At 59.2% G+C, this 26,503-nt stretch carries 29 protein-coding genes; 19 read left to right on the top strand and 10 right to left on the bottom strand.

The features are described 5' to 3' along the window. Window positions 1-337: 337 nt before the first annotated feature. From VMV64_RS05515 to VMV64_RS17360, 8 genes are all read left to right on the top strand, one after another. Window positions 338-1,261: an EAL domain-containing protein gene (locus VMV64_RS05515; protein WP_325328943.1), complete on the top strand. Its 924-nt coding sequence runs from the start codon at window positions 338-340 to the stop codon at window positions 1,259-1,261. A gap of 37 nt (window positions 1,262-1,298) precedes the next feature. After that, complete coding sequence (locus tag VMV64_RS05510; RefSeq protein ID WP_325328942.1) at window positions 1,299-1,514, top strand: hypothetical protein; 216 nt, start codon at window positions 1,299-1,301, stop codon at window positions 1,512-1,514. Between the two features lie 55 nt (window positions 1,515-1,569). Then, entirely contained in the window at window positions 1,570-1,827 is a 258-nt protein-coding gene (locus VMV64_RS05505; protein ID WP_325328941.1) for a hypothetical protein, read from the top strand. Window positions 1,828-2,003: 176 nt separating this feature from the next. After that, window positions 2,004-3,353: a sigma-54 dependent transcriptional regulator gene (locus VMV64_RS05500; RefSeq protein WP_325328940.1), complete on the top strand. Its 1,350-nt coding sequence runs from the start codon at window positions 2,004-2,006 to the stop codon at window positions 3,351-3,353. 770 nt (window positions 3,354-4,123) lie between these two features. Beyond that, on the top strand, window positions 4,124-4,396 hold the full coding sequence (locus tag VMV64_RS05495; protein WP_325328939.1) for a hypothetical protein: 273 nt from the start codon (window positions 4,124-4,126) through the stop codon (window positions 4,394-4,396). 187 nt (window positions 4,397-4,583) lie between these two features. Further along, window positions 4,584-4,958, top strand: a complete 375-nt coding sequence (locus tag VMV64_RS05490; protein WP_325328938.1) for a hypothetical protein — start codon at window positions 4,584-4,586, stop codon at window positions 4,956-4,958. Window positions 4,959-5,073: 115 nt separating this feature from the next. Further along, entirely contained in the window at window positions 5,074-6,114 is a 1,041-nt protein-coding gene (locus VMV64_RS05485) for a sensor domain-containing diguanylate cyclase (protein WP_325328937.1), read from the top strand. Between the two features lie 12 nt (window positions 6,115-6,126). Beyond that, window positions 6,127-6,318: an Hsp20/alpha crystallin family protein gene (locus tag VMV64_RS17360; RefSeq protein WP_414718840.1), complete on the top strand. Its 192-nt coding sequence runs from the start codon at window positions 6,127-6,129 to the stop codon at window positions 6,316-6,318. On the opposite strand, the gene VMV64_RS05480 is transcribed toward VMV64_RS17360, so the two are convergent. Continuing rightward, complete coding sequence (locus tag VMV64_RS05480; RefSeq protein ID WP_325328936.1) at window positions 6,315-8,738, bottom strand: ATP-binding protein; 2,424 nt, start codon at window positions 8,736-8,738, stop codon at window positions 6,315-6,317. The genes VMV64_RS17360 and VMV64_RS05480 overlap by 4 nt on opposite strands. 203 nt (window positions 8,739-8,941) lie before the next feature. Here VMV64_RS05480 and VMV64_RS05475 point away from each other — a divergent pair, with 203 nt between their 5' ends. Both VMV64_RS05475 and VMV64_RS05470 read left to right on the top strand, forming a co-directional pair. Further along, entirely contained in the window at window positions 8,942-9,457 is a 516-nt protein-coding gene (locus VMV64_RS05475) for an Hsp20/alpha crystallin family protein (protein ID WP_325328935.1), read from the top strand. A 225-nt stretch (window positions 9,458-9,682) separates the two neighbouring features. Beyond that, entirely contained in the window at window positions 9,683-10,186 is a 504-nt protein-coding gene (locus tag VMV64_RS05470; RefSeq protein WP_325328934.1) for an Hsp20/alpha crystallin family protein, read from the top strand. A 13-nt stretch (window positions 10,187-10,199) separates the two neighbouring features. Here VMV64_RS05470 and VMV64_RS05465 read toward each other — a convergent pair whose 3' ends face one another. The 4 genes from VMV64_RS05465 to dnaK all read right to left on the bottom strand — a co-directional run bounded on the left by VMV64_RS05465 (window position 10,200) and on the right by dnaK (window position 14,683). Beyond that, a complete protein-coding gene (locus tag VMV64_RS05465; RefSeq protein WP_325328933.1) occupies window positions 10,200-10,505 on the bottom strand; it encodes a chaperone modulator CbpM in 306 nt (101 codons plus the stop codon). Then, window positions 10,490-11,443 (bottom strand): DnaJ C-terminal domain-containing protein, encoded by a 954-nt coding sequence (locus VMV64_RS05460; protein ID WP_325328932.1) that lies wholly within the window; start codon window positions 11,441-11,443, stop codon window positions 10,490-10,492. The genes VMV64_RS05465 and VMV64_RS05460 overlap by 16 nt, the downstream gene beginning before the upstream one ends. 39 nt (window positions 11,444-11,482) lie before the next feature. Beyond that, the gene (locus tag VMV64_RS05455) at window positions 11,483-12,577 is read right to left on the bottom strand and encodes a DnaJ C-terminal domain-containing protein (protein WP_325328931.1); all 1,095 of its coding nucleotides are present in this window, start codon (window positions 12,575-12,577) and stop codon (window positions 11,483-11,485) included. A 225-nt stretch (window positions 12,578-12,802) separates the two neighbouring features. Continuing rightward, window positions 12,803-14,683 (bottom strand): molecular chaperone DnaK, encoded by a 1,881-nt coding sequence (gene dnaK / locus VMV64_RS05450; RefSeq protein ID WP_325328930.1) that lies wholly within the window; start codon window positions 14,681-14,683, stop codon window positions 12,803-12,805. A gap of 80 nt (window positions 14,684-14,763) precedes the next feature. Here dnaK and VMV64_RS05445 point away from each other — a divergent pair, with 80 nt between their 5' ends. Continuing rightward, on the top strand, window positions 14,764-14,928 hold the full coding sequence (locus VMV64_RS05445) for a hypothetical protein (RefSeq protein ID WP_325328929.1): 165 nt from the start codon (window positions 14,764-14,766) through the stop codon (window positions 14,926-14,928). A 2-nt stretch (window positions 14,929-14,930) separates the two neighbouring features. Here the strand turns inward: VMV64_RS05445 and VMV64_RS05440 are convergent, their stop codons facing one another. Both VMV64_RS05440 and VMV64_RS05435 read right to left on the bottom strand, forming a co-directional pair. Further along, window positions 14,931-15,401 (bottom strand): YbhB/YbcL family Raf kinase inhibitor-like protein, encoded by a 471-nt coding sequence (locus VMV64_RS05440; protein ID WP_325328953.1) that lies wholly within the window; start codon window positions 15,399-15,401, stop codon window positions 14,931-14,933. Between the two features lie 139 nt (window positions 15,402-15,540). Further along, window positions 15,541-15,702 carry a hypothetical protein gene (locus tag VMV64_RS05435; protein ID WP_325328928.1) on the bottom strand — a complete coding sequence of 54 codons (162 nt, stop codon included), beginning with the start codon at window positions 15,700-15,702 and terminating at the stop codon, window positions 15,541-15,543. Window positions 15,703-15,716: 14 nt separating this feature from the next. Here VMV64_RS05435 and VMV64_RS05430 point away from each other — a divergent pair, with 14 nt between their 5' ends. Then, on the top strand, window positions 15,717-15,953 hold the full coding sequence (locus VMV64_RS05430; RefSeq protein ID WP_325328927.1) for a hypothetical protein: 237 nt from the start codon (window positions 15,717-15,719) through the stop codon (window positions 15,951-15,953). Between the two features lie 19 nt (window positions 15,954-15,972). Continuing rightward, window positions 15,973-16,335, top strand: coding sequence for a translation initiation factor Sui1 (locus VMV64_RS05425; protein ID WP_325328926.1), 363 nt, complete (start codon window positions 15,973-15,975; stop codon window positions 16,333-16,335). A gap of 52 nt (window positions 16,336-16,387) precedes the next feature. Here the strand turns inward: VMV64_RS05425 and VMV64_RS05420 are convergent, their stop codons facing one another. After that, window positions 16,388-16,663, bottom strand: coding sequence for a type II toxin-antitoxin system HicA family toxin (locus VMV64_RS05420; protein ID WP_325328925.1), 276 nt, complete (start codon window positions 16,661-16,663; stop codon window positions 16,388-16,390). Between the two features lie 170 nt (window positions 16,664-16,833). Here VMV64_RS05420 and VMV64_RS05415 point away from each other — a divergent pair, with 170 nt between their 5' ends. From VMV64_RS05415 to VMV64_RS05390, 6 genes are all read left to right on the top strand, one after another. Beyond that, window positions 16,834-18,633, top strand: a complete 1,800-nt coding sequence (locus VMV64_RS05415; protein WP_325328924.1) for an ABC transporter ATP-binding protein/permease — start codon at window positions 16,834-16,836, stop codon at window positions 18,631-18,633. Window positions 18,634-18,676: 43 nt separating this feature from the next. Continuing rightward, window positions 18,677-19,189 carry a hypothetical protein gene (locus VMV64_RS05410; RefSeq protein ID WP_325328923.1) on the top strand — a complete coding sequence of 171 codons (513 nt, stop codon included), beginning with the start codon at window positions 18,677-18,679 and terminating at the stop codon, window positions 19,187-19,189. A 234-nt stretch (window positions 19,190-19,423) separates the two neighbouring features. Beyond that, window positions 19,424-19,627: a cold-shock protein gene (locus VMV64_RS05405; RefSeq protein WP_325328922.1), complete on the top strand. Its 204-nt coding sequence runs from the start codon at window positions 19,424-19,426 to the stop codon at window positions 19,625-19,627. Between the two features lie 127 nt (window positions 19,628-19,754). Then, window positions 19,755-20,405 carry a SagB/ThcOx family dehydrogenase gene (locus tag VMV64_RS05400; protein WP_325328921.1) on the top strand — a complete coding sequence of 217 codons (651 nt, stop codon included), beginning with the start codon at window positions 19,755-19,757 and terminating at the stop codon, window positions 20,403-20,405. Between the two features lie 171 nt (window positions 20,406-20,576). Beyond that, window positions 20,577-22,511 carry a DUF6600 domain-containing protein gene (locus VMV64_RS05395; protein ID WP_325328920.1) on the top strand — a complete coding sequence of 645 codons (1,935 nt, stop codon included), beginning with the start codon at window positions 20,577-20,579 and terminating at the stop codon, window positions 22,509-22,511. A 207-nt stretch (window positions 22,512-22,718) separates the two neighbouring features. Beyond that, entirely contained in the window at window positions 22,719-24,287 is a 1,569-nt protein-coding gene (locus tag VMV64_RS05390) for a DNA cytosine methyltransferase (protein WP_325328919.1), read from the top strand. On the opposite strand, the gene VMV64_RS05385 is transcribed toward VMV64_RS05390, so the two are convergent. After that, window positions 24,265-24,756 carry a DNA mismatch endonuclease Vsr gene (locus VMV64_RS05385; RefSeq protein WP_325328918.1) on the bottom strand — a complete coding sequence of 164 codons (492 nt, stop codon included), beginning with the start codon at window positions 24,754-24,756 and terminating at the stop codon, window positions 24,265-24,267. The genes VMV64_RS05390 and VMV64_RS05385 overlap by 23 nt on opposite strands. Further along, complete coding sequence (locus VMV64_RS05380) at window positions 24,734-26,503, bottom strand: AIPR family protein (RefSeq protein ID WP_325328917.1); 1,770 nt, start codon at window positions 26,501-26,503, stop codon at window positions 24,734-24,736. The genes VMV64_RS05385 and VMV64_RS05380 overlap by 23 nt, the downstream gene beginning before the upstream one ends.

Below are 26,503 nucleotides of genomic sequence, written 5' to 3'. Positions count from 1 at the left end.
AAACACGGATTAACACAGACAAAACAATGTGTTGTTGAGGATTTTCACCTCACCCAAAAGGTGATTGGAATGAGAATGGTAACTCATTGATAATCTGTGTATATCTGTGTTAATCCGTGGCTGAATTGCTTTTTTTAGGTTTAATAAAGATATAAAGATTTTTTCAGGGCTCCGCACCCGCCCGAATGCAACACCTCAGTAACGCCTCTTTCGCCGCCCAGCATTCGCGGCACTCCAACCAGTAGGCCTAGCACCCGCCTAATCCATTCGTTGTTTATTGTTGGCGATCCGCAGCGCCCGCGCATAGCGCGAAATCGCCATCCACATGGGAGTAACGATGATGATGCAATTTGGAGAAAAGCACCTGTCCGCCGACCGAGGCACCCGACTCGGCAACCATGGAGTACTGGCCATGGAGTCAAACGACATCAATACCGCAGCAGAAGAATTCATTCTGAAATGCGCCCAGGACGAATTGAACAGTTCCATCGAGGTTGGGGAACTACGCCTGCGTTACCAACCGCAGATCAATATGGGCAATGGAAAAATCACCGGGGTGGAAGCGCTGATCCACTGGGCACACCCAGAATTTGGAGTCGTTTCGCATAGTGCGCTCGCTGCGCTGATCGGCGGCACGGCCATGGAAAAGGTGGTGTCCGAATGGGCGGTACGGCAAGCCTGCGTAAATCTCCGCTCCATGAGCCAGCTTGGCCTGCCTGCCGTGCACACGACTATCCGGCTCTCGGCACGTCAACTGATGAGCCCGCATTTGGCTGGATGTGTCCGGGAATCCCTGATGGAAACCGGCATCCAGCCGGAGAAAATCGAATTCGGCGTTGCCGAAAGTATGCTACTGGGGAATTACCAGGCCATGGCCCCGGCACTGCAAAAGCTGGCCGACACCGGTGTCGGCATCGCCATCCGCGATTTTGGTTCGGACCGATCCGGCCTTTCTTATCCAAAACACTTTCCAGTCACCGCCATCTGGATCGACTGCCCGTTCTTCTGGCGTTTCGCCAAGGAGCGCGACGCAGCTGAAATTGTCGGCTCCGTAAAGTCACTGGCGGAAAAGCTGGAGCTTAACGTGGTGGCATGGGGTGTGGAGTGCGCCAGCCAGATGATGCTGCTATACAACGAAGGATGCAATGTCATGCAAGGGAATTTTCTCTGCCGGCCATTGCAGATCGACCCTTTCGCCGACCTGGTGAAACAGGTTGGAAGTACGACGTGCAACTTTTCTCAAGGCCGCCTGAGCTCTTGATAACGTCTTTTTTAAAGCGATGAGATTGGAGAATAGCGTGCCCAACAAGAACAACCAGAAAACCAGCCGCTTTGCCAACTGTGGAGCTCTTCTGACCGGCAGAAAGATCATTCCGCCGCCTCCATCCATCGTCGAAGAGACGCGCCGCCATGCTGCCACAACGATCGGGTTAGACGCCGGCGCAAATCACGGATTCGGCGCGGGAGAAAATGACTGGCTGGGCGCTGAGGCCTATGTCTATCCACTGCGCTAACCAACCATGCATGAACTTAATGAATCACTTTTTTCGAATCGAGGAAATTCAGATCATGTCAGACACCAAATACCCATTGAACAATAAATTCGAACACGTCTCCGACTTGACGCACGCTATCGCCAGCTTCCTTGAATGGGCCGAAAAGCAGAAAGGGCTGAGCCTGTGCGAGCCATACAAACCGCAGTATTCATGGTACATCCCTATTCATGCCAGCAAGGAAAAACTCCTGCTGGAGTTTTTCGGCATCGATCTGGCAGCACTGGAAAGAGAGAAAAGGCAAATGATCGATGAATATGTAAAAGCGGCATAAGCAAGGTAAAACACGGGAAACCCGTTAACAGACAATCGCGGATACTCAACGCTTTTGCATAACCGGATGAGCACGCAACATGCCTGGACCAGATTGGTTTCAGTCATGCTCATCATGAGATTTGAAGGGCATTTGCATCATTTGTGGCTAATTGCAGATTATGGATGAGCAAAAAAATGGAAACCCGAAACTTACTCTATCTCACACCACCCCATACGCAACCCGTACTGCTATCGGACATCCGGGCAGCGGGATGGAATGCCCAAGTTACCGAAAATCCGGACGAAGCCAGGGTCATGATCAATTCCGAGCGCTTTCATGTCGGTCTGGCGCTGTTCGACTCCACGAACAATATCGATTTCCTCGGCGAGAACCTGATTTCAACGGGTGGCCCAATGAAATGGATCGCCCTGCTGCCCCCCTCCCAAATGCAAAACGAGGACATCAGCCAGATGATCCAGGAGAACTTTTACGACTACCATACCCTTCCCGCCGACAGTAAACGCCTGCTGCCAATTCTGGGTCACGCTTACGGCATGGCAAGCATTCCGCACAAGCCATTGATCCAGGGTGACGAATACCCCGGCGAGGACGAAATGGTCGGCGCAAGTCCGGCCATGCTGGCGCTATTCTCCAATCTGCGCAAGATCTCAGGCGTCGATGCACCCGTACTCATCACCGGTGAAAGCGGCACGGGAAAGGAACTTGGCGCTACGGCCATCCACGAGCGATCCAGCCGGTCTGGCGGCCCATTCGTGGCGGTAAACTGCGGCGCGCTGCCGCCCAACCTGATTCAGTCGGAACTGTTTGGCTACGAAAAAGGCGCCTTCACCGGGGCTGCCCAGCGCAAAATCGGACACATTGAAGCCGCCGCCGGCGGCACGATCTTTCTCGACGAAATCGGCGACCTGCCCATGGACATGCAGGTTAATCTGCTGCGATTTTTGCAGGAAAAAACCATCGAGCGCGTTGGCGGCACCGAGCACATCAATGTGGATGTCCGCGTCATCGCAGCGACCCATGTGGATCTGGAAACGGCTGTAAAGGAAGGGCGCTTCCGTGAAGACCTGTATTACCGGCTGCATGTGCTCGACCTGAAAATGCCGGCCCTGCGTGACCGCCAAGGGGATATTGAGCTGCTAGCCAGATTCTTTTTCAAGAAATTTGCCGCCGAAAAATGCCGGAATGTCCAAGGATTCACCAGGGAGGCAATACGGATAATGAGTGACCACGACTGGCCCGGCAATGTGCGCGAGCTGATCAACCGCATCCGGCGTGCCATGGTCATGTGCGAAAACCGCCTGATCACGCCAGCAGACCTTGGCCTCGAGCGTCGGGCTTCCGGAAGGCACATGCTGACCCTGGACGAGGTGCGATCGACTGCCGAACGCGAAGCCATACAAACCGCGCTGCGGCGTACTCACAAAAATGTTTCCAAGGCGGCGCAGGAACTCGGTGTATCCAGGGTGACGTTGTACCGCCTGATGGAAAAATGCGGCCTGCATCACGCCCATGGAATGATGTGAACGCGGCCAAGCGCCATTTCATCATCCATCGGCAGCCTGCGTCAGGTTGCCGGTTGCCTTTTTTTTCATTATTTTTTCCCATGGCAATCCGCAGATAGGGTTCCAGCGCCGGAGCAACTGGAATGGCATCATCGCCACGATTGAAATCGCGCTCGCGCCTTGACACCGATATCGCATGGAGAATCGGCTCAACGCGTGAACCTGTTGCCTCAAAATCGTTACAAGACAGAAAAACACCAACAATTCAAATGGCTAGATCGATTTTAAAGTCCCAATCCTGGCTGGTTGTAACAGGATCGTTACAACCAGGGTTTTATGTCTCTCAAAAAACACATAGATTACATCACGTTATTCTCCTGGCATGGCGCTTGCTATATATTCCAGACAAGAGCCAAATCAAGCGAGATCCGTCATGAGCACAGATTGCACCCGGGCAGCAGCATCAACCAGCCACCCACTGCGGCGCCACGCTTTATGCCCGGCAATTTTTCCGATTACGTTTCCGTTTGCGACTGTCGCTCATGGAGTAACCGGAGCCCATCCCGAATCCGGTTCGGACGCGTGGCTGACCGGGGGAGTGCTACCAACTTCCTTGAGCGGTGAAGCGCTTAGCGCTTCCTGCGACAAAAACTTTTATTGGGACACGCCGGCAGCGCAGATTATCGCGGTCATTCTGTGGGACGAATCGGGAAGTGTCCGCCGCACCGGCCCGGGCCAGCCCAACACCCGGTCAAGCGGCATCGCCATAACGACAAGCAGGAGATAAGGGCATGAGCAAAATCACGATCATCGCAGCCGTCGCGTCCGCATATGCCACTGTTGCCGCAACCAGTTTCGCGCTCGGCTTCTTGCTCGCTCCCGCCAAAGCACACGCTAAAGAGAATGCAATCAGCGTCCGCGAAGCACCGCCGCACGATCTCTCCCGCCGGAGGCAGCCGGATCGACTCACCGCCAGTGCGGACACCTCGGCGGACGGCAGGAGTGCTTGGATGCGGCTGCAAGCTATCGCAGGATCGGAGCATCGGTTCAGGTGTCTGACATAGACCCGTTGGGTCTGCAAAGCCACAAAAATACTGTCGTAATTTTCGGAGCCGCAGTCGAGCAAGATCCGTATCGCCGGCCCCGTTCTCGGCAACCGAATCGTAAAACAGGTGGAATTTCGGCGTTGCCCACATGACGGATCTGCTCCGGGTCTTTGACTCGGTGCTTCCTAATGGAAGGAGCAAGATCATGAACCATCCAACCGAACCACCCCAACTGGTCAAGATGATGATTGGCATCACCGTAGTCATGGTCATCCTGCTCACTGGCGTAACGCTCGGCGTGTTGGCAGACGCGGACACGATCATCCCCATTTCCGGCAGCGCATCGGGAGAGCCAAGCGCCTCGCAGGTGCAGGAGAAAGACTACACACGCCCGGTACTGCACCTGGACAGCACCGACAGGCTTGAAACAAACCGTGGCGCGACTAAATCCTGCTCACAGGCCAGTCCCGCCCCCGGCGGTCAGCCGGATGCTGATGCCAAGCAGTGCAGTCCGCAACCGTTACGAATCGACAAACAAAAACTGCTCGTCCTGTTGGCCTTATGGAGATTCAAGTCATGAAACAACCCCGGATATCCGGGATCACCAAGGCAACCGCACCCTCCTTGACCGATTCCATCCCAATGCCGCAACCGGCAACAGCCAGCAACCCGGGCGCACGGCGGAGAATCGGGTCATGAAAAACAGCGACGCGCTTTCTCGTGAGAAAAGCACCGAAATTTCTCGCAGCGAACCCTCGACCGAAGCCGGCTCCAACGTTATGACCGCATCGACTAAAAACACGGAAAAGAAGGCGGGCGTGGCGAAATTCATGCGCAGGAAACCTCGCTTGCGCCGCTACGGCGGCGATGCCAAAGAACTCGCCGCCAAAGTGTTCGAGTTCAGCCGCGAAGGCATCCTGATCACCGATAGCCAGATGAACATCCTCAGTGTCAATCAGGCATTCACGGAAATAACCGGCTATTCGGCGGAAGAAATGGCGGGGAAAAAATCCAGCTTTCTCTTCTCCTACCAGGAAGATGTCCTTTCCTCAGCCAAGATACGCGAGAAAATTTTTGCGGAAGGCTGCTGGCAAGGAGAAATCCGCGGGCGGCGCAAGGGCGGCGAAATGTTCCCGGAATGGCTGACCGTCACCACGGCCACCAACGAAGCCGGCAAAATCACCCACTACATCCACCTGTTCAGCGACATCACCGAAAAAAAGCGGGGGGAAGCCCAGCTCGAATATCTCGCCTATCACGATTCGCTGACCGGGCTGCCGAACCGGGTGCTTTTCAACGAGCGGCTGGCTGGCGCGATTGCCTTGGCGCAGCGCCATAAGCAGTCCATCGCCGTGCTGTTTCTCGATCTGGACGGATTCAAGCAGATCAACGACACGCTCGGCCACGGCAGCGGCGATATCCTGCTGCAGCAGGTCGCTCAACGGCTGACCCAGTGCGTGCGGGAAAGCGATGTTGTGGCCCGGCTCGGCGGCGACGAGTTCGTCATCCTGCTGTATGAACTGTCCAGCGAAAACAGCGCCGAAGGCGTCACCAAAAAAATCCTGCACTGCCTGCATGAACCGTTTACCCTGGCGTCTCAAGAAATCGGAGTCAGCGCTAGCATCGGCATCGCGCTGTTCCCCGACCACGGTGCCGACGGCATGTCATTGCTGGAAAAAGCCGATGCCGCCATGTATCAGGCCAAAATCAGAGGCCAAAACAACACCCGATACTAAGGCCAATATTTCATCGCCAGAAATCGACTTTTAAACTTAGAAAAAGCTATTGAACTGCAAAGGACGCGGAGGAAATCAATTTCCCTGCCGGCGGGGATCGATGGCAGCAAAGCCAAGGCGAAGTTCAAGGACGGCTTGCTGGAGATCACGTTGCCGAAGCTGGAGAAATCAGTACGGCATACGGTGAAAATCGAAGAAGGCTAATCCCTTTCCTTCTCTTTTCCCACCGTTTCTTTAATCTGCCGGGCGAACGACTTTCTGATTTCAGACAATTCCGCCAGCCTTGCCGCGACCCGGCGATTGACGCTGCCCTCCGGGTAATTTCCGGAGGCATCGGCCTCCCCCGCCGGCACGCCGGTCAGAAGGGCTACCGCCTGATCGGCATTTTCCACGGCATAGATCCGGAACCGGCCGGCCTCGGCGGCCTCCACCACATTCCGACGCAACATCAAATGTTTCACGTTGGCGGCGGGGATCAGCACCCCCTGCTCGCCGGTCAGCCCGCGCGCCGCGCAGATATCGAAGAAGCCCTCGATTTTTTCGTTGACCGCGCCGATCGCCTGCACCTGGCCGAACTGGTTCACCGACCCGGTCACCGCCAGCGACTGCCTGATCGGCGCATCCGCCAAGTTGGATAGCAGCGCGCACAATTCCGCCAGGGAAGCACTGTCGCCCTCGACGAAGCCGTAGGACTGCTCGAACACCAGGCTGGCGGAGAACGCCAGCGGCTGGTTTCTGGCGTAGCGCGCGGCGAGGAACGAGGACAGGATCAGCACGCCCTTGGAGTGGATGGCGCCGGAGAGCTTCACCTCGCGCTCGATGTTGACCAGCTCCCCGTCGCCGAGCCGGGTGGTGGCCGTGATCCGGGTCGGCTGGGCAAAAGCGAACTCGCCCAGCTCGATCACGGAAAGCCCGTTCACCTGCCCCGCCACAGCACCCTCGGTGGAGATCATCAGGGTATCGCGCAGGATCTCCTCGTACAGCCTCGCCCGCAACCGGTCCTGCCGGTGAATGTGGGTGTCGATCGCCTGCTGCACGGCGGCGGTGTCCACCACTTCGCGGCCGGCCTCGCGCGCCCAGTAATCGGCCTCGAGCAGCAGGTCAGCCACGCTGCGCATGTGGGTGGAAAGCCTCTGCGCATCGCCGGCCAGGCGCGCGCTGTGCTCGATCACCCGCGCCACCGCGCCGCGGTCGAACGGCTGCAAGCCCTCCTTGCGGGTCAGCGTGGAAATCAGCCTGGCGTACAGCAGATGGGTGTCGGCGCTACGCTCGATGCGATCCTCGAAATCCGCCGCCACCTTGAACAGCTCGTCGAATTCCGGGTCGTATTCCTGCAGCAGGTAATAGAACAGCCGGTCGCCGAACAGGACCACCTTGGTGTCCAGCGGAATCGGTTCGGGCTCCAGCGACACGGTGCTGACCAGGCTGTACATCTGCCCCAGCGATTCGATGCGGATCTCGCGCGATTGCAATGCCCGCTTCAGGGCCTCCCAGGCAAAGGGCTGCACCAGCACCTTGCGCACGTCCAGCAGCAAATAGCCGCCATTCGCCCGGTGCAGCACGCCCGGCTTGATCATGGTGAAATCGGTCACCAGCGCGCCGAACTGGGCGGTATGCTCGACCCGCCCGACCAGGTTGCTGTAGGTCGGGTTGTCCTCGCTGACGATCGGCGCGCCGGGCGTTGCGTCGTGCGTCACCAGCACGTTCACCTGGTAGCGGTGGAAGGTCTGGTGCGTCACCATGGTCATACCGGCGAAAGTGGCGGATTCCTCCTGCTTGCGGAAATCGTCCGCGTTCTCGACCATGTCCTGCTGCACCAGGTCGAGGTATTTCAGCACCTCGGGCAGGTCGGCGTAGGCTTCCCTCAACTCGTTCACCAGGTGAACAACGGCTGACAGGGTGGTTTCGCGGTTGAGCTGCTTGACCTGTTCATGCCGTTCCTTCCGCCACTGCGGCATCTGCCGCAGGATTTTTTCCAGCCGTTCCTGCAGCCCGGCGATCATAGCTTCCACCCGCCGTTTTTCCTCTTCCGGCAGCTTATCGTATTCGTCAGGGGGAATCACCTCATGGTTGCGGGTAGGGGCGAAGGCAAATCCGTCCGGGGTGCGCAACAGCACGATTTCCTGCTTCTCGGCTTCATCTCCCACTTCCTTGAATGCCTGCTCCCGGCGCTTGTTGAATGCCTCCTGGATCGCCTCGGTCTTGGCGCGGTATTCGTCGCTCTCGAACAGGGCGGGGATCGCAGTCCGCAAATCTTCCACCAACTGCGCCATGTGGCGGCGAAGTTCGGCGCCCTTGCCGGGCGGCAACCTGAGCGCTTGGGGCTGGTGCGGCTTGGCGAAATTGTTGATGTAGCACCAGTCGGAGGGCTGACGCTCATCCCGCGCCCGCTGTTCGAGAACCTGCCGCACCATGCTGCGCTTGCCCATGCCGGCGGGGCCGAGCACGAAAAGGTTATAGCCTTCGCGGCGGATGCCGGCGCCGAAGCGCACCGCGTCCATGGCACGCATCTGGCCGATGATTTCGGCCAGGTCTTCCAGCTCGGCCGTGGTTTGGAATCCGAACTGTTCGGGATCACAGGGTTGATAAAGCTGGATGGGTTGTAGCGGGAGAAGGGTAGGCATTTTTATCTTTCTTGAGAAGACGACACGCTCTTGCTTTTTATTATAGGGCACCTCCATAAATTCGCCCCTGCTTGCCCCCTGAGGCATCAGTCTCACACGACTAACGCCAAATTGAAAAAAATAATCCCTATCCTATAGTTATTGTTACCACCGTAAAAAAGTTGGTGTCTATGTTATTTATTTAATCCATGAGGAGAAAAATCATGACGAACGAAACAAAAACCAAAGTCGCCGCAACCCAAAAGGGAAGCGCATTGCAGAAAATTTCGCCTATGCACGCCATGAGCCCATTAGAGGAAATGGAACGCATGATGGAAGGCTTCTTTCCGCGTAGCTGGCTGCGCCCATTTCTTTTGGAGCGCCCCTTCATGGGCGAACTGGCGCTGCCATTCGAAGGCAAGCTACCCCGGGTCGATGTCATCGACCGCGACGAGGAAGTCCTGGTGCGCGCCGAGGTGCCCGGGGTGGACAAGAAGGACCTGGAAATCTCGGTAAGCGAAAACACCGTGACCATCAATGGCAAGACCAATCGCGAAGTTAAGGAAGAGAAGGGCAACTATTACCGTTGCGAGGTTACACACGGCGCCTTTAGCCGCACCGTGGTCCTGCCCGGCAACGTGGACGCAGACAAAGCCAAAACATCGTTCAAGGATGGCATATTGGAGTTGACCCTGCCCAAAGTGACGAAATCAAAGCGGCACACCATCAAGCTGGAATGATTCTGTAAAAAGCCATTGAACCGTGGAGGACGCCAACCCCCATCCCAACCTTCCCCCGCAAGCGGGAGAAGGAGCCATTGCCTCCACTCTCGCTCGTTTGGCATAAGCCCTTGCCTTGTTTTTGCGAGTTGGGCGACAAGCCGCCCATCCCTGCGAACCCCATTTCCGCCGCGTGCTCTGTGGTGAATTTGGTGAATTGCCGTTTTGATAAGCAAAGGATTTGTCATGCAGGTAATCAGTGAAGTGAAAGAAGGACTGGGAGAAATATGGCAATCCGTGACTGAAGGCTGGAGGCACCTGCGCCAACAGGCCGCGGGGGCGCTGACCCGCTTCCGTCCCGGTGAAAAGTACTCCGTGCCATCCGGCGCGAGCGATGATCTGGCCTTGCCATCTCCCGGTTGGGCGCTACTGGCGGGGGATGTATTCGAGGATGACAAGAAGCTGAGCGTGCGCCTGGAAGTGCCGGGCATGGAGAAGGAGGACCTGGACATCGAAGTGGGCGACGATGCCTTGATCGTGCGTGGCGAGAAGCGCTTCGAGCAAGAATCGGATGCCGGACGATATCGCGTCCTGCAGTGCGCCTATGGCCGCTTTGACCGGGTCGTTCCCTTGCCGGTACCGGTATTGGCTGACCAGGCCAAGGCCAGCTACAAGAATGGCGTGCTGAAGATAGACCTGCCCAAGGCGCAGCCAGGCAGATCAAACCGGGTCAGGATCAAAATCGCCTGAACGCAATGCGGGCTCATTCGATTCCCGCACGGCGCAATAGCCCTTTGAGGCGATCAATCTCGTCAAGCAGATCGATGATGACGGCTGCAGCATCCGGATTCGCCCCCAGATCGCGCTGCAGACGCTGAAAGCGCCGGGCGCGGGTGAGTTCCCTGCCGCCGAAACGCCATCCTTCCGGGTCGCCTCCAGCCGGATGCAGAACCTCTTCAGCCACCAACTCCAGCACCCACGTGGCCTCGGTGCCGCAGGCGCAGGCGAATTCGACAAGGGTAAGCGTGCCGGTCTCGTCCACCACCACGCCGGTCAGTTTTTCATCCATGTCCTATACCCCAATGTCCGCCGCGGGTTGAAAGCCATCTCCCGCGCCATGGTCTGGTAAATTTCCTTGGCCCGTACGCTGTCGGCGGTGGGTAGCACCACTTGCAGCACCAGGTAGAGATCACCCGTCGGGTTCCCCGGAATGCCCCGGCCCTTGAGCCTGAGCTTGCGTCCTGCCTGGGTGTTCGGCAGCACCTTGACTTGTACGGAACCGCCCGGCGTGGGCGTTGTGACCGCTGCCCCCAGCGCCGCTTCCCACGGCGCGAGAGGCAGATCGAGATAGATGTCGCGACCGTCTACCCGATAGAGAGAATGGGGCTTGAAATCCACCTCCAGATAAAGATCGCCCGCCGTTCCGCCACCCATGCCCGGCGTGCCTTGACCGGCGAGCCGGATGTGCTGGCCTGCTCGTATGCCTTTGGGAATGCTTACGTTCAGCGTGCGGTTTGCCACCACCATGCGGCCCTGCGGATCGAGTTGTGGCGCACGCAGGGTAAAGGTGCGGGCAGCACCGGAGAAGGCATCTTCCAGGTCGATGAGTATCTTGGCGTGACGATCCTCCCCCCGTGTCCTGTAGCCACCAGAACCGCGCTGGCTTGACGCGCCACCGAACAGGGTCGAGAAGAAATCGCTGAAGTCCGCCGCGCCGTTCCCGCCAAATCCGCCGGAAAACTCGAAACCTGCATTCCAGTCAGGCGGAGGACGGAAATCCTGACCCGGTTTCCAGCTCGTGCCGAGCTGATCATAAGCAGCCCTTTTTTCCGGGTCCTTTAGCACCTCGTAGGCTTCGCCGACTTCCTTGAAGCGCACCTCGGCATCCGGCTCTTTGCTGACGTCCGGATGATACTTGCGCGCCAGTTGGCGATATGCGCGCTTGATTTCGTCCTGGACAGCATCGCGCGACACCCCCATGATCTGATAATAATCCTTGAATTCCATTTGCATCCCAGGAAAAAGAAATGTACCGCCTTACATTTTCTACAGATGCCACCAGCTACTGCTGCGTTCGCCGGCCAGATCGCGCAGCTTCTGGTAAAGACCCCGCTCCTCGGACGAGAGGTGCTCAGGGATATGCACCCGAATGCGCAGGAAAAGATCGCCGTGTTGACTGCCTCCGAATGCAGGCAGTCCCTTGCCGCGAACACGCAGCACCGTATCATGCTGCGTACCCGGCGGGATGGTCACCTCGGCGGGATGATCCAGGGTCGGCACCTTCAGCTTCGTACCGAGAACGGCATCGGCCACCGCGATTGTCTCGCTGCGCCAGAGGTCCGCGCCATCACGCTCGAAGCGCGGATCGGGCGCGCTACGCACCACCACGAACAGGTCACCCGGTTGCCCTCCCTGCTCTCTGCTCGGCATGCCACGACCAGGAATACGCAGGGCCATGCCCTCCTCCACCCCAACCGGGATCTTGACGCTCAGAATTTCTTCGCGCTCCGTCTTGCCCGTGCCACCGCAAGACGGGCAGGGCTTGTCGATCACGCTGCCCCTGCCCAGGCAGGCCGGGCAAATGCTGATCTGCTGGATGAGGACATTGCTCTTGTCGCGGGTTTCGCGACGGCGGGTGGTCTGCTGGCCGGTGCCGTTGCATGCGCTGCAAGCCCGTGGCTGGGTGCCCGCTGCCGCACCACTGCCGTGGCAGGCCGAACAGGCTGTCTGATACGGCAGGCGAACCTTCTCCTCGCCGCCGGAAACCACTCTCTCCAGCGGGATGGTCAGCTCGACCTCGATATTCGACCCGCGCACCGGGCCGGCCTGGCGGCGGTGGAAAAAATGATCGAACAGCCCGCCACCCGGACCGAAATCGAAGTTGAGGCCGCCAAACAGGTCTTCGAAATCGATGCCGCCGAACAAGTCCTCGCGGCTGAACCCGGCTACGGCTTCGAACCCACGGGCATCATATTCGGACCGCTTTTTCGGATCGGAGAGCACGGCGTAGGCTTCGGCGATTTCCTTGAAGCGCTCCTCGGCGCCCGGCTCCTTGTTGCGGTCCGGGTGGTACTGCAGGGCGAGCTTGCGGAAGGCATCCTTGATCGCCTTGCCATCGGCGTTTTTCGGAACGCCAAGCACCTCGTAGTAATCGCGTTGGGCGGTTACGATGATGATTCCTTCATCATGAATTTATTGGCTTTGAAAAAGCGATTGAACCGCAGAGGCGCAGAGACGCAGAGGAGTTCAAAGTCTAAAAACTCACCAGAAGTAAAAAAATCGGTACAAGTCTATAACTTCTTGTTTTTACTCCGCGCCTCTGCGCCTCTGCGGTTAAGCAATTGCCTTTTCTTAAATCGCCTTGCCCTATCGCGCTTCCTTGTACTCCGCATCGACCACCCTGCCGCGCGGCCCGGAACCGCTCGGCCGGGCTTCGCCGGCAGAAGCGCCTTCTTCGGTTTTTTCCCCGGGATAGGGGGTCTGGGCGTACACCCCGGCACCGGGCTGCTGGGCATAAATCACCGCACCAGCTTCCTTCAGCACCTTCTGCAAGGCTTCCGCGCGCTCGGTGGCAAGCTGGGCATCGCGCTTGGTTAACGCTTCCTTCACCTCGCGCAGCGCCGCCTCGATCCTGCCCTTGAGTTCGGCGGTGAGCTTGTCGCCGAAATCCGCCAGCATCCTTTCCGTCTGGTAGCAGGCAGAGTCGGCCGCGTTCAGCTTGTCCACCTCCTCGCGCCGCTGCTTGTCCTGGTCGGCGTATTGTTCGGCTTCCCGGATCATGCGCTGCTTCTCGCTATCGGAAAGCCGGGTCGAGCCGGTAATGCGGATCGACTGGGATTTGCCGGTGGCGGTATCCCTGGCGCTGGCGTTGAGGATGCCGTTCGAGTCAATGTCGAACGTGACCTCGATTTTCGGCATGCCGCGCGGCGCAGGCACCAGGCCGTCGAGGTTGAATTCCCCCAGGCTGGCGTTGTCTGGAGCCATCGGGCGCTCGCCCTGGAACACATGGATGGTGACGCTGGTCTGCATGTCGGCGGCGGTGGTGAAAATCTCGGATTTCTTCACCGGCACCGGGGTATTGCGCGTGATCAGCGGGGTGGCCACGCCGCCCAGGGTTTCGACGCCGAGCGTCAGCGGCGTCACGTCCACCAGCACGATGTCGCCCACCTCGCCCGACAGCACGCCGGCCTGGATCGCCGCTCCGGAGGCGACGCATTCCATCGGGTCGACCCCCATTTCCGCCTTGCGGCCGAACAGGTCCTCGAAGAAGGTGCGCACCGACGGCATGCGGGTCGGCCCGCCGACAAAGACGATACGATCGACATCGCGCGGGGTGATGCCGGCATCCTTCAGCGCCTGCTCCACCGGCCCGCGGCAGCGTTCGATCACGGAGCGCACCACCCGCTCCAGGTCGGTGCGCGTCAAGTCCAGCTCGAGGTGGCGCGGCTCCCCGCCCGAGGAAGCGATGTAGGGCAGGCTGACATGCGCGGTGGTGCTGGCGGTGAGTTCGATCTTGGCCATCTCCGAGGCTTCGAGCAGGCGTGCGGCAGCCTTGCGGTCGCCGCGCACATCAATGCCGGATTCCGTCCTGAAGCGATCGGCCAGGTATTCGAAAATACGCTGGTTCATGTCGGTGCCGCCAAGCTGGGTGTCGCCGGAGGTGCTCTTTACCTCGAACACGCCCTTGCCGAATTCCATGATGGTCACGTCGAGCGTGCCGCCGCCGAAGTCGATCACGGCGATGCGCAGTTCCTGGCTCAGACGGTCGAGACCATAGGCGAGCGCAGCCGCAGTGGGCTCGTTCACCAGCCGCGCCACCTCGATGCCGGCGATGCTGCAGGCGTCTTTGGTGGCATTGCGCTGGTTGTCGTCGAAATAGGCGGGGACGGTCACCACCGCCTTGGTTACCGGCTCGCCCAGGAAGGCTTCGGCGTCGCGCTTGATTTTTTGCAGCAGGAAGGCGGACAGCTGCTCGGGAGAATACTCGTTATTGCGCAGGCGCGCCTTCTCGCGCCGCCCCATCTGCCGCTTGAAAGCGGTGGCGGTGCCTTCCGGGTTCGATGCCGCCTGGCGCCGCGCCGGCTCGCCGACCAGCACCTGCCCGTCAGCGGTCAACGCGACATAGCTGGGAAACGCCTTGCCGCCCAGGCTCACCCCCTCGGCGCTGGGGATGATGACGGGCCGACCTCCGCGCAGCACGGCGGCTGCGGAGTTGGAAGTGCCGAGGTCGATCCCGATGATAGCCATGAAGCTCTCCCTGATTTTTAAAGCGCACGCACCATTTGCGTAGCCGCTATACTTTTAAAAATAGCAGAAGGCGGTCCGACATGATCAAAAACACACGCATCCGGCGAACCGGCGCACTAATCATGGTGGTGCTGGGCGCAATCCTGATGTTTCTCGCCCCGGAAGTCTGGCAGGGTGCCCTGTTGCTCGCCCTGGGCGTCATCATCGAACTGGTCGGCATCACGCTGGAGCACAACGACAAATAAGACTATCGGCTACGCTGATACTGCCCCATCAGTTCCGCATGGCCGAGAATGTGCCCCTGCATGGCCTTTTCCACCGCCGCTTTGGCAGGTCCGCCCAAATCCGGCAGAACAGTATCCAGCGCATACAGCTTGTAAAAATAGCGGTGGCGTCCCACAGGCGGACATGGCCCCCCATAACCCGGGCGCTGCCAGTCGTTCACCCCTTGCAACGTCCCCGGCGGGAGCACCTGTGCCGGAACGGCCTCAGGCAATTCGCCCGCAATGGGCGGCAGGTTGTACAGCACCCAGTGCGACCAGATCCTCTTGGGCGCGGCTGGATCTGGCGCATCGGGGTCATCCACGATCAGCACCAGGCTTTTTGTTCCGGCTGGCAATCCGGACCAGGCCAACGGCGGAGAGATATCCGATCCATCGCAGGTATAGCGCTGCGGGATCGTGCCGCCCTGAAAAAACACCGTGGATGTCAGCATCATGTTCCTGCCCTCCTGTTTTTTGTCGCCCGCCATAACAGGCAGAACGGCCGCTAACAGCACCGCCACAGCCATGCGCCTCCAGGCGGCATCATTGCGAATCAAGCTGCTCATCATCATCCTAGAAAATAGGCCCCTCGCTTCAATATAGCAGCATCCAGACAAGGGTTTGTCGCCGCTCCTGCATCAACGCCAGCCGGAGCAGGGTCAGGAAATCCAGGCCAGGAAGAAATGGGTGGATGCCGCGTGCGGCAAAGCACTTGCCCTGCCCTGCTGCAGCGCTACAATGAATGAAGTTTTGCATAGGGGTATGACGGTATGCGACGCACAGTGCTGCGAGTATTGGCTTTGCTGGCGTTACTGACGCTATTGTTTTACTCCGTCAGCGTGACCGTGGCTTGGTGGCGGGATGAGGTTGCCCTGACGAGTGACTGGAACGGGTTCTGGGTAGGTCTGTTACCCATATTGATCGTGTTGTGGTGGCGTTACTTTTCCATCTTCGGCTGCAAGAATCCCGCCTGCCTGCTGCCGGAAGATGAGTCCATAAAGAAATAATCAAAGACACCGGAATATTATGAAAAACAATAAAGCCACAGGTGGGCTCGTCTATTCCACCGAGCACGGCAAAATGTGTCCCGAGTGTCGAAAGTCCATTGCCGAGTGCGCTTGTAGACGGAATACAACCATGCCTGCGTCTGACGGTATTGTACGGATCTCCAGGGAGACCAAAGGCCGCAAAGGGAAAGGCGTTACCGTGATCAAGGGGCTCACTCTTGATGTTCTTGCGCTCGCTCAACTTGGCAAACAACTCAAAACAGCGTGTGGTTCTGGTGGCACGGTGAAGGATGGGGTGATTGAAATCCAGGGCGATCACTGTGAGCGGGTGACCGAAAACCTCAAGAAGCAGGGCTGGGTCGTCAAGCGATCTGGTGGGTAGTTGACCTGCCACCACCGCGCCACATCACAACTCGACCGCATTGCCGCCGGGGCTATGCGTCGCTCTCGTAACTCGATGGCGTGACCCCGGCGCGGGTGAGGAATTCGCGCAGTTGCTTGATCAGAATTTTGTCGCAGACATTGCTTTGGTGGGGGTGGTGCAGGAAATCATCGAAGCCGTTAAGCGTCACGTGGAAGCGCGCGCCATGCGCCGAGGCGACACTGGCGCCCAGGTGATGCAGCAGGGATTCGATTTCGCGCCAGTGGATATTGCCGCTGACTGGATCATGGAAGATGGCGCGAAGCAGGCTGATATGCTTGTGGCTCATGGCAGTGCTCCTTTTATGTGCGACCTTGCTAGAATTATTACCCTCTGTGGCGACAAGGTAAAGCAAAGTTGAACAGATTTTGCGGGGTGTGAAATAATTGCCGGCCTATGTTTGCTTTTGTTTGACGCCTGGCAGTAACAAAATTTACTAATCGAGATTCTAAAGACCCGATGTCCTTATCCGAGCACTCCCATTCCAGCACGACGCCCCAGCCCGGCCAAACCGATTTGCGTTCGATCGGCCGACTGTTCCCTTATTTATGGGAGTTCCGTGGACGGATATTGCTGGCGCTGGCCTTGCTGATCGGCGCCAAGCTGGCTGCGGTGATGGTGCCGCTGGTGTTGAAGGAGATCATCGATGCGCTGGACAAATCGCGCGCCGATCTGGTTTTGCCGCTGGCGCTGATCATCACCTATGGCCTGTTGCGCTTTGCCAGCACTACTTTTGCCGACCTGCGCGATGTGGTGTTCGGCAAGGTCACGCAGCGTGCCATGCGCCGGGTGAGCATGGCGGTTTTCCAGCACTTGCATGCGCTGTCGCTGCGCTTTCATCTGGAGCGCCAGACCGGGGGGATCACCCGCGACATCGAGCGCGGCACCAAGGCCATTTCCAGCCTGGTGGGCTATTTGCTGTTCCGCATCACGCCTACCGTGCTGGAAATCCTGATGGTGGCGGTCATCCTGTTCGTCAAGCTGGATTGGGTGTTCGGGCTGATCACGCTGGTGACGCTGGCGGCGTACATCGGCTTTACCGTGACCATTACCGACTGGCGCACGCAGTTTGTGCGCCGCGCCAACACGCTGGATTCGGAAGCCTATGGCCGCGCCATCGACAGCCTGCTGAACTATGAAACGGTGAAGTATTTCGGCAACGAACGCTATGAGGCCGCGCGCTACGACGCCAGCCTGGCGGAATGGGAGCGGGTGGCCTTGCAATCGCAGCGCTCGCTCGGCCTGCTGAATGCGGCACAGGCCGGCACCATCGCCGTCGGCGTCACGCTGATGGTGCTGCGCGCGGCGAACGGCGTGGTCGAAGGCACGCTGACGCTGGGCGATCTGGTCATGGTTAACGCCTTTCTGTTGCAGATGTTCCAGCCCTTGAGCTTTCTCGGGGTGATGTACCGCGAGATCAAGCAGTCCATGACGGACGTGGAGCGCATGTTCACCCTGCTGCATCGTCCCAAGGAAGTTGAGGATGCGCCGGATGCGCGCACGCTGGCCGTGCTGGGCGGCGAAGTGCGGTTCGAGCACGTCAGCTTCGCCTACAACGCCGACCGCCCGATTCTGCTTGATGTCAGCTTCACCATCCCGGCTGGAAAAACCGTGGCTGCGGTGGGCGCGAGCGGCGCAGGGAAATCCACCCTGGCGCGCTTGCTGTTCCGCTTTTATGACGTGAATGAGGGCAGCATCCGGATCGACGGCCAGGACATCCGCCACATCAGCCAGGACAGCCTGCGCGCGGCCATCGGCGTGGTGCCGCAGGACACCGTGCTGTTCAACGACAGCATCTACTACAACATCGCCTATGGCCGCCCCGCTGCCACGCGCGCTGAAGTGATCGCCGCCGCCCGCGCCGCGCATATCCTGAACTTTATCGAATCCCTGCCGCAAGGCTGGGACAGCGTGGTCGGCGAACGCGGCCTGAAGCTCTCAGGCGGCGAAAAACAGCGCGTCGCCATCGCCCGCACCTTGCTGAAGAATCCGGCAATCCTGATTCTGGACGAAGCCACCTCCGCGCTCGACACCAAAACCGAAAAAGCCATTCAGGCCGAGCTGCTGGAAATCGCCAGAAGCCGCACCAGCCTGATCATCGCGCACCGGCTTTCCACCGTAGTCGAAGCCGACGAGATCCTGGTCATGGATGCCGGGCGCATTATCGAGCGTGGACGGCATCCGGAATTGCTGGCAAGGGACGGCGTGTATGCACACATGTGGGCGCTGCAACAGCAGGCGGAAGAAGAAGTCGCGTAAGTCTCTATAATCTGGATTTAGAGGGCCAGGAAAGCAAATATATATGAAACGCTTGACGATGATTCTGGCGGCACTGCTGCTGGCTGGTTGCGCGGCTTACAGCGGTAGCGGCCTCAAGCCCGGCGAGGCGAGGCTGGAGGATGTGCTGCGCGTGATGGGGCAACCGGCGATGCGCTGGCAGGAGCCGGACGGCTCCCTGCAGCTGGCTTATCCGCGCGGGCCGATGGGCTTTCACAGCTATATGGCGTTCATCGGGGCGGATGGCAGGCTGCAGCGCATCGAAAACGTGATGGACCGCAGCGCTTTTTCCCGCATCCAGGCCGGCATGAGCAAGGAGCAGGTGCAGCGCATCCTGGGGCCGTCGTGGCCGGGCTGGACGGTTTATTTCAAGGCGCGCGACGAGCTGGTGTGGGAATGGCGCTATTGCGACGAGTGGAATGAGCCGGCGCGCTTCGATGTGCTGTTCGATGCCAGCAAGGAGACAGTGCGCTCGACCCTGAGCCTGACTGAAAGCCAGAGGGGGTTGTGCAAACAGGGATGCTGGTGCTCGCGCTGACGCGTTGGCGTCGTGCCTGAACGCAAGTGCCACGCACCCGGAAAAAAATACATTGAACTTAACTGTTTTTAGTGTAGTCTTAAGCAAGTCTGTGGAATTCAAGTTTCGATTGCGGTACCTCATTAAGTTGGTCTGTTTTTTCCTTGATATTCGATGGACTGGGGACTGGGCATTTGCCCGTCTTCATCCGGCTATTTCCTAGCCGGGTTAACTTGATATTAAGGTGAATTAAAAATGGCAACAGGTACTGTGAAATGGTTTAACGATGCAAAAGGTTTTGGCTTTATTACCCCGGATGATGGCAGCGAAGATTTGTTCGCGCATTTCTCCGCGATCCAGGCAGGGGGTTTCAAATCTTTGCAAGAAAACCAGCGGGTCAGTTTTGATGTGACAGCCGGCCCTAAAGGCAAACAGGCTTCAAACATCCAAGCTGCGTAAACCGGCAGTAGTTTAAGAAAAAGCCCCGGCATGCCGGGGCTTTTTTACGCCTGTGCCTCCTTGCCCCCTGCCCCTGCGCGTCTATAGTTACTACTGCTGCTGTAGTTCCGCCAGGGAGAAACCGGCCATGGACAAATGGATGTATGCGGGGTTATTCATGATGAGCGTGATGGGAAACGGATGGGCGCAGGAAACCGATGCCATCAAACTGCCGCCGCCCCAGATGGAGGGCGGAAAGCCGTTGATGCAGGTGCTGAAGGAGCGTCACTCGACGCGGGAGTTCGGCGCCAAGCCGCTGCCGCAGCAGGTGCTGTCGAATCTGTTGTGGGCGGCGAATGGCGTGAACCGGGCCGACTCGGGCAAGCGTACCGCGCCTTCAGCTCGCGATTGGCGCGAGATCGATGTGTACGTGGCAACGGCAGAAGGAGTTTACCGCTACGATCCCATCACCCATACGCTGAAGCGCACGGCAACCGGCGACATCCGCGGGCTGACGGGCGTACAGGACTTTGTGGCAACGGTACCGCTGAACCTGGTTTATGTGGCAGCCCTCAACCGGATGAGCGACGCCGGAGCAGAACAGAAAGCGCTCTACAGTGCAACCGATGCCGGCTTCATTGCCCAGAATGTGTATCTCTTTTGCGCTTCGGCAGGCTTGGCCACGGTAGTGCGCGGGTCGATCGATCGCGCAGCACTTGGCGCAGCCATGGGGCTGGGTAGTCATCAGCAGATCATCCTTGCGCAATCAGTCGGCTACCCGGCGAAAGATGCGCAATAGCAAAGCGGATTACGCCACGGCCAGACCGCCGCGCAAACTGAATGCTAGGCCCGTTTTCCTGTCGTAACGTCAACTTTATCCGAGCTGTAACGTTGTTTTACTATCTCCCCCGCGCCAGGCTTACGGCGCGCATCTCCAGGAAAATGCTCCTGGCTAAACAAGGCGACGTCCATGTTTACATTGTCCAGAATTACCCTCATGCTTTCCTTCTTGTTGCTCATCGTCATGAGCGGTCTTCCCGCCCTCGCTCAAGAGAATGGTCAGAAAGCGGCTGCCAGTCCCTTGCGTCTGAGTTACGTCGAAGGGGATATCTCTTTCTCGCGCCTGGGCGCAGAAGACTGGGTGGAGGCGCAAATAAACACTCCGCTTGCCGCCGGCGATGCGCTCTATGTCGGCAGGGACGGCAACCTCGAACTCCAGATGGGGAGCCGGGCTTTTGTCCGGGCCGACGACGATACCCAGCTCACGCTCGTCAACCAGACGGCCGATTTCGTTCAGTTCAAAATCACTGCCGGCCGCGTGTCCTTCGATCTGCGCACGCTTCCCACGGGCTTTTCGGTGGAGGTGGATACGCCCAATGCGGTGTTCACCATCGATCGTACCGGCTATTACCGGGTGGACGTGAATGGGGATGTGCACTTCATCACCCGTCGTGGCGGCCGGGCGATGATGGTTCCGGCCGGTGGGCAGGCCATGAGCATTCACCCCTCCGAGGAAATCGTGGTGCAGGGTGGCACCGTGGCTCAGGCAAAAACTTACGTGGCGCCGGAGCTCGACCAGTGGGATCGATGGAATTACGACCGCACGGAAGGTCTGGTCGATGCGGTCAGCGAACGCTACCTTCCCTCTGGAATCGCCGGCACCTCCGACCTGGACCACTATGGCAGATGGCGTGTCGTGCCGGAATACGGGCCGGTCTGGGTGCCCGACGCAGTTTCGCCGGGATGGGCGCCCTACAGCACCGGCAGGTGGGTCTGGGATCCCTACTACCAGTGGGCCTGGATTGACGATGCACCGTGGGGATGGGCTCCGTTCCATTATGGCCGCTGGGTTTACCTGGGCGGCTACTGGGCGTGGGCCCCAGGCCCGGTGGTCAGACACGCGGTGTATGCCCCTGCCCTGGTGGCATTTTTCGGTATCAGCCCCCATGTGTCCGTTGGCATCGGCATCGGCGGCTCAGGGGTGGGCTGGGTGGCGCTCAGCTGGGGCGAACCTCTGACCCCATGGTGGGGGAGGTCCGGTTTCATCGGCAGACCTTGGTGGGGCGGCTGGCATGGCCCGCGGGTGGTGAATAACGTGGTCATCAAGCAGACCACGGTCGTCAATGTGTCCAACATCACCTATCACAACACCCGCGTGAACAATGCCGTTGTCGCCACGACACGAGAGCACTTCGGCAGAGGCCATGTGCACGATGCGCCGGTGCGGGTGACGCAAACCCGGGAACTGGAGCATGTCCGAGGCGCCCTGCCGGTAAAACCCGGCCCGGCAAGCCTGGTGGCCGGTGCCCACAAGGGCGTTCGCCCGCCGGAAAGTGTGCTGTCGCGGCCGGTGGTGTCTACGCGCCCACCCCGCGAATCCAGACTGCCATGGCGTACCGAAGCGCCCAAGTCCAAGAAAAAAACCGCCCCCGAGCAACGCTACGTAGAGATGCCCAAGCGCCCATCCAACGACCTGCCGCGCCCGGAATTCGGCGCTCAGACCGGGGCGGAACGCGCCACCCCGCCGCTACAGCCACGCTTCAAGGAAAGGCGGCGTGAAGCCGAACCTGCTGCTTCTGGCAACGTGATACGGGAGCGCGGCCAGACCGGCCGGGCCGAACCCAGAGCACCGCGCACCTCTTCCCCAGAAGCGGCGACGCCACCGCGCACCGTGCGTGAAATTGCCCCGCCGCGCACAGTTCAGGAACAGGAAAGGGCGCGGGCAATGCCGGAACCCCGCAGGGGTGAGGCAGCACCAGGCCGGACGCCCTCCGCCCCCGAGGCAACCCCGCAGCGGGAGCGCGCCCCCGCCGCAGACCTGCCCGGCAATCCGGCCAACCGCGTATACCGCGGTCAGGATAACAAGGAGAACGGGGAGCGGCGACGCTCGAAGCCTGACAATTAGCACGACAACCCGTTGATTGCACATGGCCAATATCAAGGAGTTGTCACCACCCTGCCCCTCCGAATCTTGCTCGTTATGCTCCAAAAGGATAGACTCCTCCAGTTCTACAGGCGTGCTCTTTCCCGATAGCGAGACCCGGTAGGTACAAGGGCGCAGCAGCGCCCTTTTGCTTCTGGTGCCCGAAACCAAACAAAACAACGAAAGCAGATGGCCAGACAAAACCCAATTCCGGTGATAGATCTGTTCGCCGGACCGGGCGGGCTCGGCGAGGGATTCTCGTCTATCGTCGACGGCAACGGCGAACGCCACTTTGCCCTGCGGGTGTCCATCGAAAAAGATCCCGTTGCCCACCGAACCCTCTCTCTTCGGGCGCTGTTCCGTGCCTTCCGGAAGGGCGCTGCCCCTGACTGCTATTACGACTACGTCCGAGGGGAGATTTCCCGGGAAGACCTTTTCTCTCACCCCTCCATCACCGAGGAGGCACGGTTCGCCGCGTCCGAGGCCAAGAACGCCGAACTCGGCAAGACCCCCCACGAGGAAATCGACGGCTGGATCGAGAAGGCTCTCGACGGAGCGGAAGAATGGGTGCTCATCGGCGGGCCACCCTGCCAAGCCTATTCTCTGGCGGGCAGGTCGAGACGCGCGAAGGAAGATACCGCCATCTTCGAGAGCGACAAGCGGCATTTCCTCTATACGGAATACCTGCGAATTATCCGCCGCTTCGGCCCGTCGGTTTTCGTGATGGAGAACGTGAAAGGAATACTTTCTTCCACGCACGGCGGCTCGTCCATATTTGACCGAATCCTTGCCGACCTAGCTTCGCCCGGCGATGGCCTCGAATACCGCATCCGCTCCTTCGTGGTCGAAGGCGACGACCCGGCACCTCAGGATTTTGTCATTGAAGCCGAACGCTTCGGCGTCCCGCAAAACCGGCACCGAGTCATCCTTTTCGGGATACGTTCTGATCTGGCTGATACCACACCCGCGCTCACCAGACACCCGGAGCGTTTCGTCCTCAAAGCCTCACTGAAGCCCGTCGGCGTCAAGGCCGCACTGTCGGGTCTTCCTCCCTTGCGTAGCCGGCTTTCGCGGGAGCCCGATTCTCACGATGCTTGGCTGTCCGCTCTTAAGTCCGCAACCGAGGAACTCAAAGGCTGGCACAACCCCATCCGGATGGACATGGAGGAGGCAATGAGCAGGGCTTGGCGCAAGGCTTCGGCCCATTCTTCCATCGGCGGTCGATTTGATCCGCGCCAAGTCGTCACGGATTCCTCGATGCCGACCGAGCTGCGCTCTTGGTTTCACGACCCGCGATTAAGGGGAGTACTCCAGCACGATACCCGCAGTCACATGCGCTCGGATCTGCACCGCTACCTTTTCGCCTCCTGCTACGCGGCCACCTACACGTATTCCCCGAAGCTGGGCCAGTTTCCTCCGAGGCTTCTGCCCAACCATGGCAATGCCACGCCCGAGCAGGTCGCCGAGTACGTGCCGTTCGCCGACCGTTTCCGCGTTCAACTGACGGGGTATCCGTCCACAACGGTTGTTGCCCATATTGCCAAGGACGGACACTATTACATCCACCCAGATCCCTCGCAATGCCGAAGCCTCACGGTGCGCGAGGCCGCCCGCCTGCAAACTTTCCCCGATAACTACTTCTTCGAGGGGAACAGAACCCAGCAATACACGCAGATCGGTAATGCGGTACCTCCATGGCTCGCCCGGAAAATTGCCGAGATCGTCCTGGATTTCCTCACGGTTTCCCGCCACCGCTAATCTCGCCGAACCGGACGGTTCCCTTTATCCACGCCGACAGTGTTTCCGGCAGCGTCGAATCCACTGCCTTGTCCTTCGTCGCGCACTCCCAGACGAAGAGCACACGCCAATCCTGGGCCAGCAGGGTCTCGACGGCCCGTCGATCTCGCTCCACGTTCCCTTCCAGTTTGGCTTTCCAGAAATCGGGACGGGTGGCAGGCAGTTTTGCAAAACGGCATCCTTCATGCATGTGCCAAAAACACCCGTGAATGAAGATAGCTATTCTCCGGCCCGGCAGAACGACGTCGGGAGCCCCCGGTAGGTCCTGGCGGTGGAGCCTGAACCGGAAACCGGCAGCGAATAAAGCCCGCCGGACAAGCACCTCCGGCTTGGTATTCTTGCCTCGTATGCCGGACATCATCCGGCTACGGGTCTCCGACCCAACGACGTCCGCCACCTTCGCCTCCTCAGCGAACCTCCGAAATTCCATCTGCCGGTGCCGAATAGGTCGCCCCGAGGACGGCGTCCCGGCATTCCGGCTTCTTGGACCACTCCGAAACCATGCGCCCTCCTGCGGTTCTGTGGAGGACACCATTCACCTCCCTAGCCCAGATGGCAATCTGCGAGAGCAATTCCGGCGAGACGCCCTGACGGGCCCAAATCCGGTCGAGGTCAATTTTATCCCCAAGCCGGTCAGCCAGGACGGACACGACGTAGGCAGCCACGTTCGCCTGGAATGCCTGGAACATGGGGCGAACGAGTTTCTGCGTGTCCCTGAATATCTTGGCCTTGGCGATCATCGCCTTGTATTCTGGCACTCCGGGCAGCGGGAATTCCTCCCCCTCGGTCCCTGAAAGCGATGCCATGAAACGGTCAAAGTTCTTCTGGGAGCCAAGGCTGACCACGTCAGGTTTTTTATCCCAAGCATTGATGTACTTCGCCAGATCCGTCTTGGTGATTTTCCGGGACGGTGGGATGGCCTCCTTCAAGGCTTTCAGTTTGGCCGGGGTCGTCCCCTCGCGACTCAAAAGAGTATTATAGCTGCCGGCCGCACGCTCATAGAACCAGCGGCCGACACCGTCCGGACAGTAGATCGTCAGGGAGAGTTTCTCTACCTCGATGTGGAAAGGTTTGTTGGCCGAAAGGTCGGACTGCCGGACTGCATTCTGGCTGTTGGCGAAACGCGAGATGTCAGAAACCAGGGCCTCCTCCTTCGTCGGGTCCTGCACGCGCATGACGATGATTTTGGCCGGCACCCGTACCCGGCTCAGATCTGTCTCGGGAAATTTCTTCTTGGCGAAATAGAGTGAGGCCGTTGTCTGCCCGCCATTCACGATCTGCATGCCTTTCAGCCAAACGATGCCGGTGGCGCCATCGGCGGTTTTTCCGAGCCGCATTTCGTCGGCCACGAGCACGATCCCGTTGTTGTAGGCCATGAAGCGTCCCGGGGCGGTGCGCAGGGTATTTTGTATCCCCGAATTTACCCCCTTTCCTTTTACACTCAGGAACGAGCGCACATTGGCTTCCAGCAGTCGGGCACCGAACCTCTCATAGATGAACCGCAGGGCTTCTCCCGGGACTGCCGTCAGGGCGTAGTCGTAATCGTCAGTTTCGCCCGGCACGAATACGCAGGGCAGAGGGGCGCCGGACACCTCGGTAAAGTCGACCACCAGTTCGTCGCGCGGCTTTCCCTCCGACCAGTGGCGGTGCAGGCGCTCGATGTCCATGACCTCGAGGCGAACGGACTTCCCACCTATTTCCCGTGTCTTGAAACTCTTGGCCTTGGCCACCCGGTCGGTAAGAACGAAAACCCTAACTTGTTCGAGATCGTTGTAAATCTCCTGGAGCGTGAGCGCAAGCGAATGGACGTCGCTCGACGGATCCAGTTTTGGGGCCATTTTCCCCTCAGCGCAGAGGCCGAGGAAACGGATGCACTGCTCGACGGCCGTTTTGGTGTCCGCGTCGGGGACGGGCGTTGGCTCGTCCACACCTTCATAGAGGCTCACGAACAGATCCAGCTGATCGGCGTCGTCCGACATCGCGTAACCGCTCAATCGCAGGACGGCGTTGCCGACCTTTCCCTGAAAGTGGCAGACAACGGGCTCGAACGTCATTCCGATCTCCGCCATGTGCTGCATGACAATTTCGGAGAACACCATTTCGGCGAAGGGGGAGCCTTCGCTCATCTGGGCTCTAACTTCAGCCTGCGTTTCCCTCAAAAAATCTGACAGTTCCAT

Source organism: Sulfuricella sp. (assembly GCF_035531155.1).
Lineage (GTDB): Bacteria > Pseudomonadota > Gammaproteobacteria > Burkholderiales > Sulfuricellaceae > Sulfuricella.
This window is presented reverse-complemented; position numbering and strand designations above follow the sequence as displayed.

What these genes read in the sequence shown, in the direction of transcription:
- VMV64_RS05515 (WP_325328943.1), top strand. Translation starts at nt 338, where the DNA reads ATGATGATGCAATTTGGAGAAAAGCACCTGTCCGCCGACCGAGGCACC.
- VMV64_RS05505 (WP_325328941.1), top strand. Translation starts at nt 1,570, where the DNA reads ATGTCAGACACCAAATACCCATTGAACAATAAATTCGAACACGTCTCC.
- VMV64_RS05500 (WP_325328940.1), top strand. Translation starts at nt 2,004, where the DNA reads ATGGAAACCCGAAACTTACTCTATCTCACACCACCCCATACGCAACCC.
- VMV64_RS05495 (WP_325328939.1), top strand. Translation starts at nt 4,124, where the DNA reads ATGAGCAAAATCACGATCATCGCAGCCGTCGCGTCCGCATATGCCACT.
- VMV64_RS05490 (WP_325328938.1), top strand. Translation starts at nt 4,584, where the DNA reads ATGAACCATCCAACCGAACCACCCCAACTGGTCAAGATGATGATTGGC.
- VMV64_RS05485 (WP_325328937.1), top strand. Translation starts at nt 5,074, where the DNA reads ATGAAAAACAGCGACGCGCTTTCTCGTGAGAAAAGCACCGAAATTTCT.
- VMV64_RS05480 (WP_325328936.1), bottom strand. Translation starts at nt 8,738, where the DNA reads ATGCCTACCCTTCTCCCGCTACAACCCATCCAGCTTTATCAACCCTGT.
- VMV64_RS05475 (WP_325328935.1), top strand. Translation starts at nt 8,942, where the DNA reads ATGACGAACGAAACAAAAACCAAAGTCGCCGCAACCCAAAAGGGAAGC.
- VMV64_RS05470 (WP_325328934.1), top strand. Translation starts at nt 9,683, where the DNA reads ATGCAGGTAATCAGTGAAGTGAAAGAAGGACTGGGAGAAATATGGCAA.
- VMV64_RS05465 (WP_325328933.1), bottom strand. Translation starts at nt 10,505, where the DNA reads ATGGATGAAAAACTGACCGGCGTGGTGGTGGACGAGACCGGCACGCTT.
- VMV64_RS05460 (WP_325328932.1), bottom strand. Translation starts at nt 11,443, where the DNA reads ATGGAATTCAAGGATTATTATCAGATCATGGGGGTGTCGCGCGATGCT.
- dnaK (WP_325328930.1), bottom strand. Translation starts at nt 14,683, where the DNA reads ATGGCTATCATCGGGATCGACCTCGGCACTTCCAACTCCGCAGCCGCC.
- VMV64_RS05445 (WP_325328929.1), top strand. Translation starts at nt 14,764, where the DNA reads ATGATCAAAAACACACGCATCCGGCGAACCGGCGCACTAATCATGGTG.
- VMV64_RS05440 (WP_325328953.1), bottom strand. Translation starts at nt 15,401, where the DNA reads ATGATGCTGACATCCACGGTGTTTTTTCAGGGCGGCACGATCCCGCAG.
- VMV64_RS05435 (WP_325328928.1), bottom strand. Translation starts at nt 15,702, where the DNA reads ATGCAAAACTTCATTCATTGTAGCGCTGCAGCAGGGCAGGGCAAGTGC.
- VMV64_RS05430 (WP_325328927.1), top strand. Translation starts at nt 15,717, where the DNA reads ATGCGACGCACAGTGCTGCGAGTATTGGCTTTGCTGGCGTTACTGACG.
- VMV64_RS05425 (WP_325328926.1), top strand. Translation starts at nt 15,973, where the DNA reads ATGAAAAACAATAAAGCCACAGGTGGGCTCGTCTATTCCACCGAGCAC.
- VMV64_RS05420 (WP_325328925.1), bottom strand. Translation starts at nt 16,663, where the DNA reads ATGAGCCACAAGCATATCAGCCTGCTTCGCGCCATCTTCCATGATCCA.
- VMV64_RS05415 (WP_325328924.1), top strand. Translation starts at nt 16,834, where the DNA reads ATGTCCTTATCCGAGCACTCCCATTCCAGCACGACGCCCCAGCCCGGC.
- VMV64_RS05410 (WP_325328923.1), top strand. Translation starts at nt 18,677, where the DNA reads ATGAAACGCTTGACGATGATTCTGGCGGCACTGCTGCTGGCTGGTTGC.
- VMV64_RS05405 (WP_325328922.1), top strand. Translation starts at nt 19,424, where the DNA reads ATGGCAACAGGTACTGTGAAATGGTTTAACGATGCAAAAGGTTTTGGC.
- VMV64_RS05400 (WP_325328921.1), top strand. Translation starts at nt 19,755, where the DNA reads ATGGACAAATGGATGTATGCGGGGTTATTCATGATGAGCGTGATGGGA.
- VMV64_RS05395 (WP_325328920.1), top strand. Translation starts at nt 20,577, where the DNA reads ATGTTTACATTGTCCAGAATTACCCTCATGCTTTCCTTCTTGTTGCTC.
- VMV64_RS05390 (WP_325328919.1), top strand. Translation starts at nt 22,719, where the DNA reads ATGGCCAGACAAAACCCAATTCCGGTGATAGATCTGTTCGCCGGACCG.
- VMV64_RS05385 (WP_325328918.1), bottom strand. Translation starts at nt 24,756, where the DNA reads ATGGAATTTCGGAGGTTCGCTGAGGAGGCGAAGGTGGCGGACGTCGTT.
- VMV64_RS05380 (WP_325328917.1), bottom strand. Translation starts at nt 26,503, where the DNA reads ATGGAACTGTCAGATTTTTTGAGGGAAACGCAGGCTGAAGTTAGAGCC.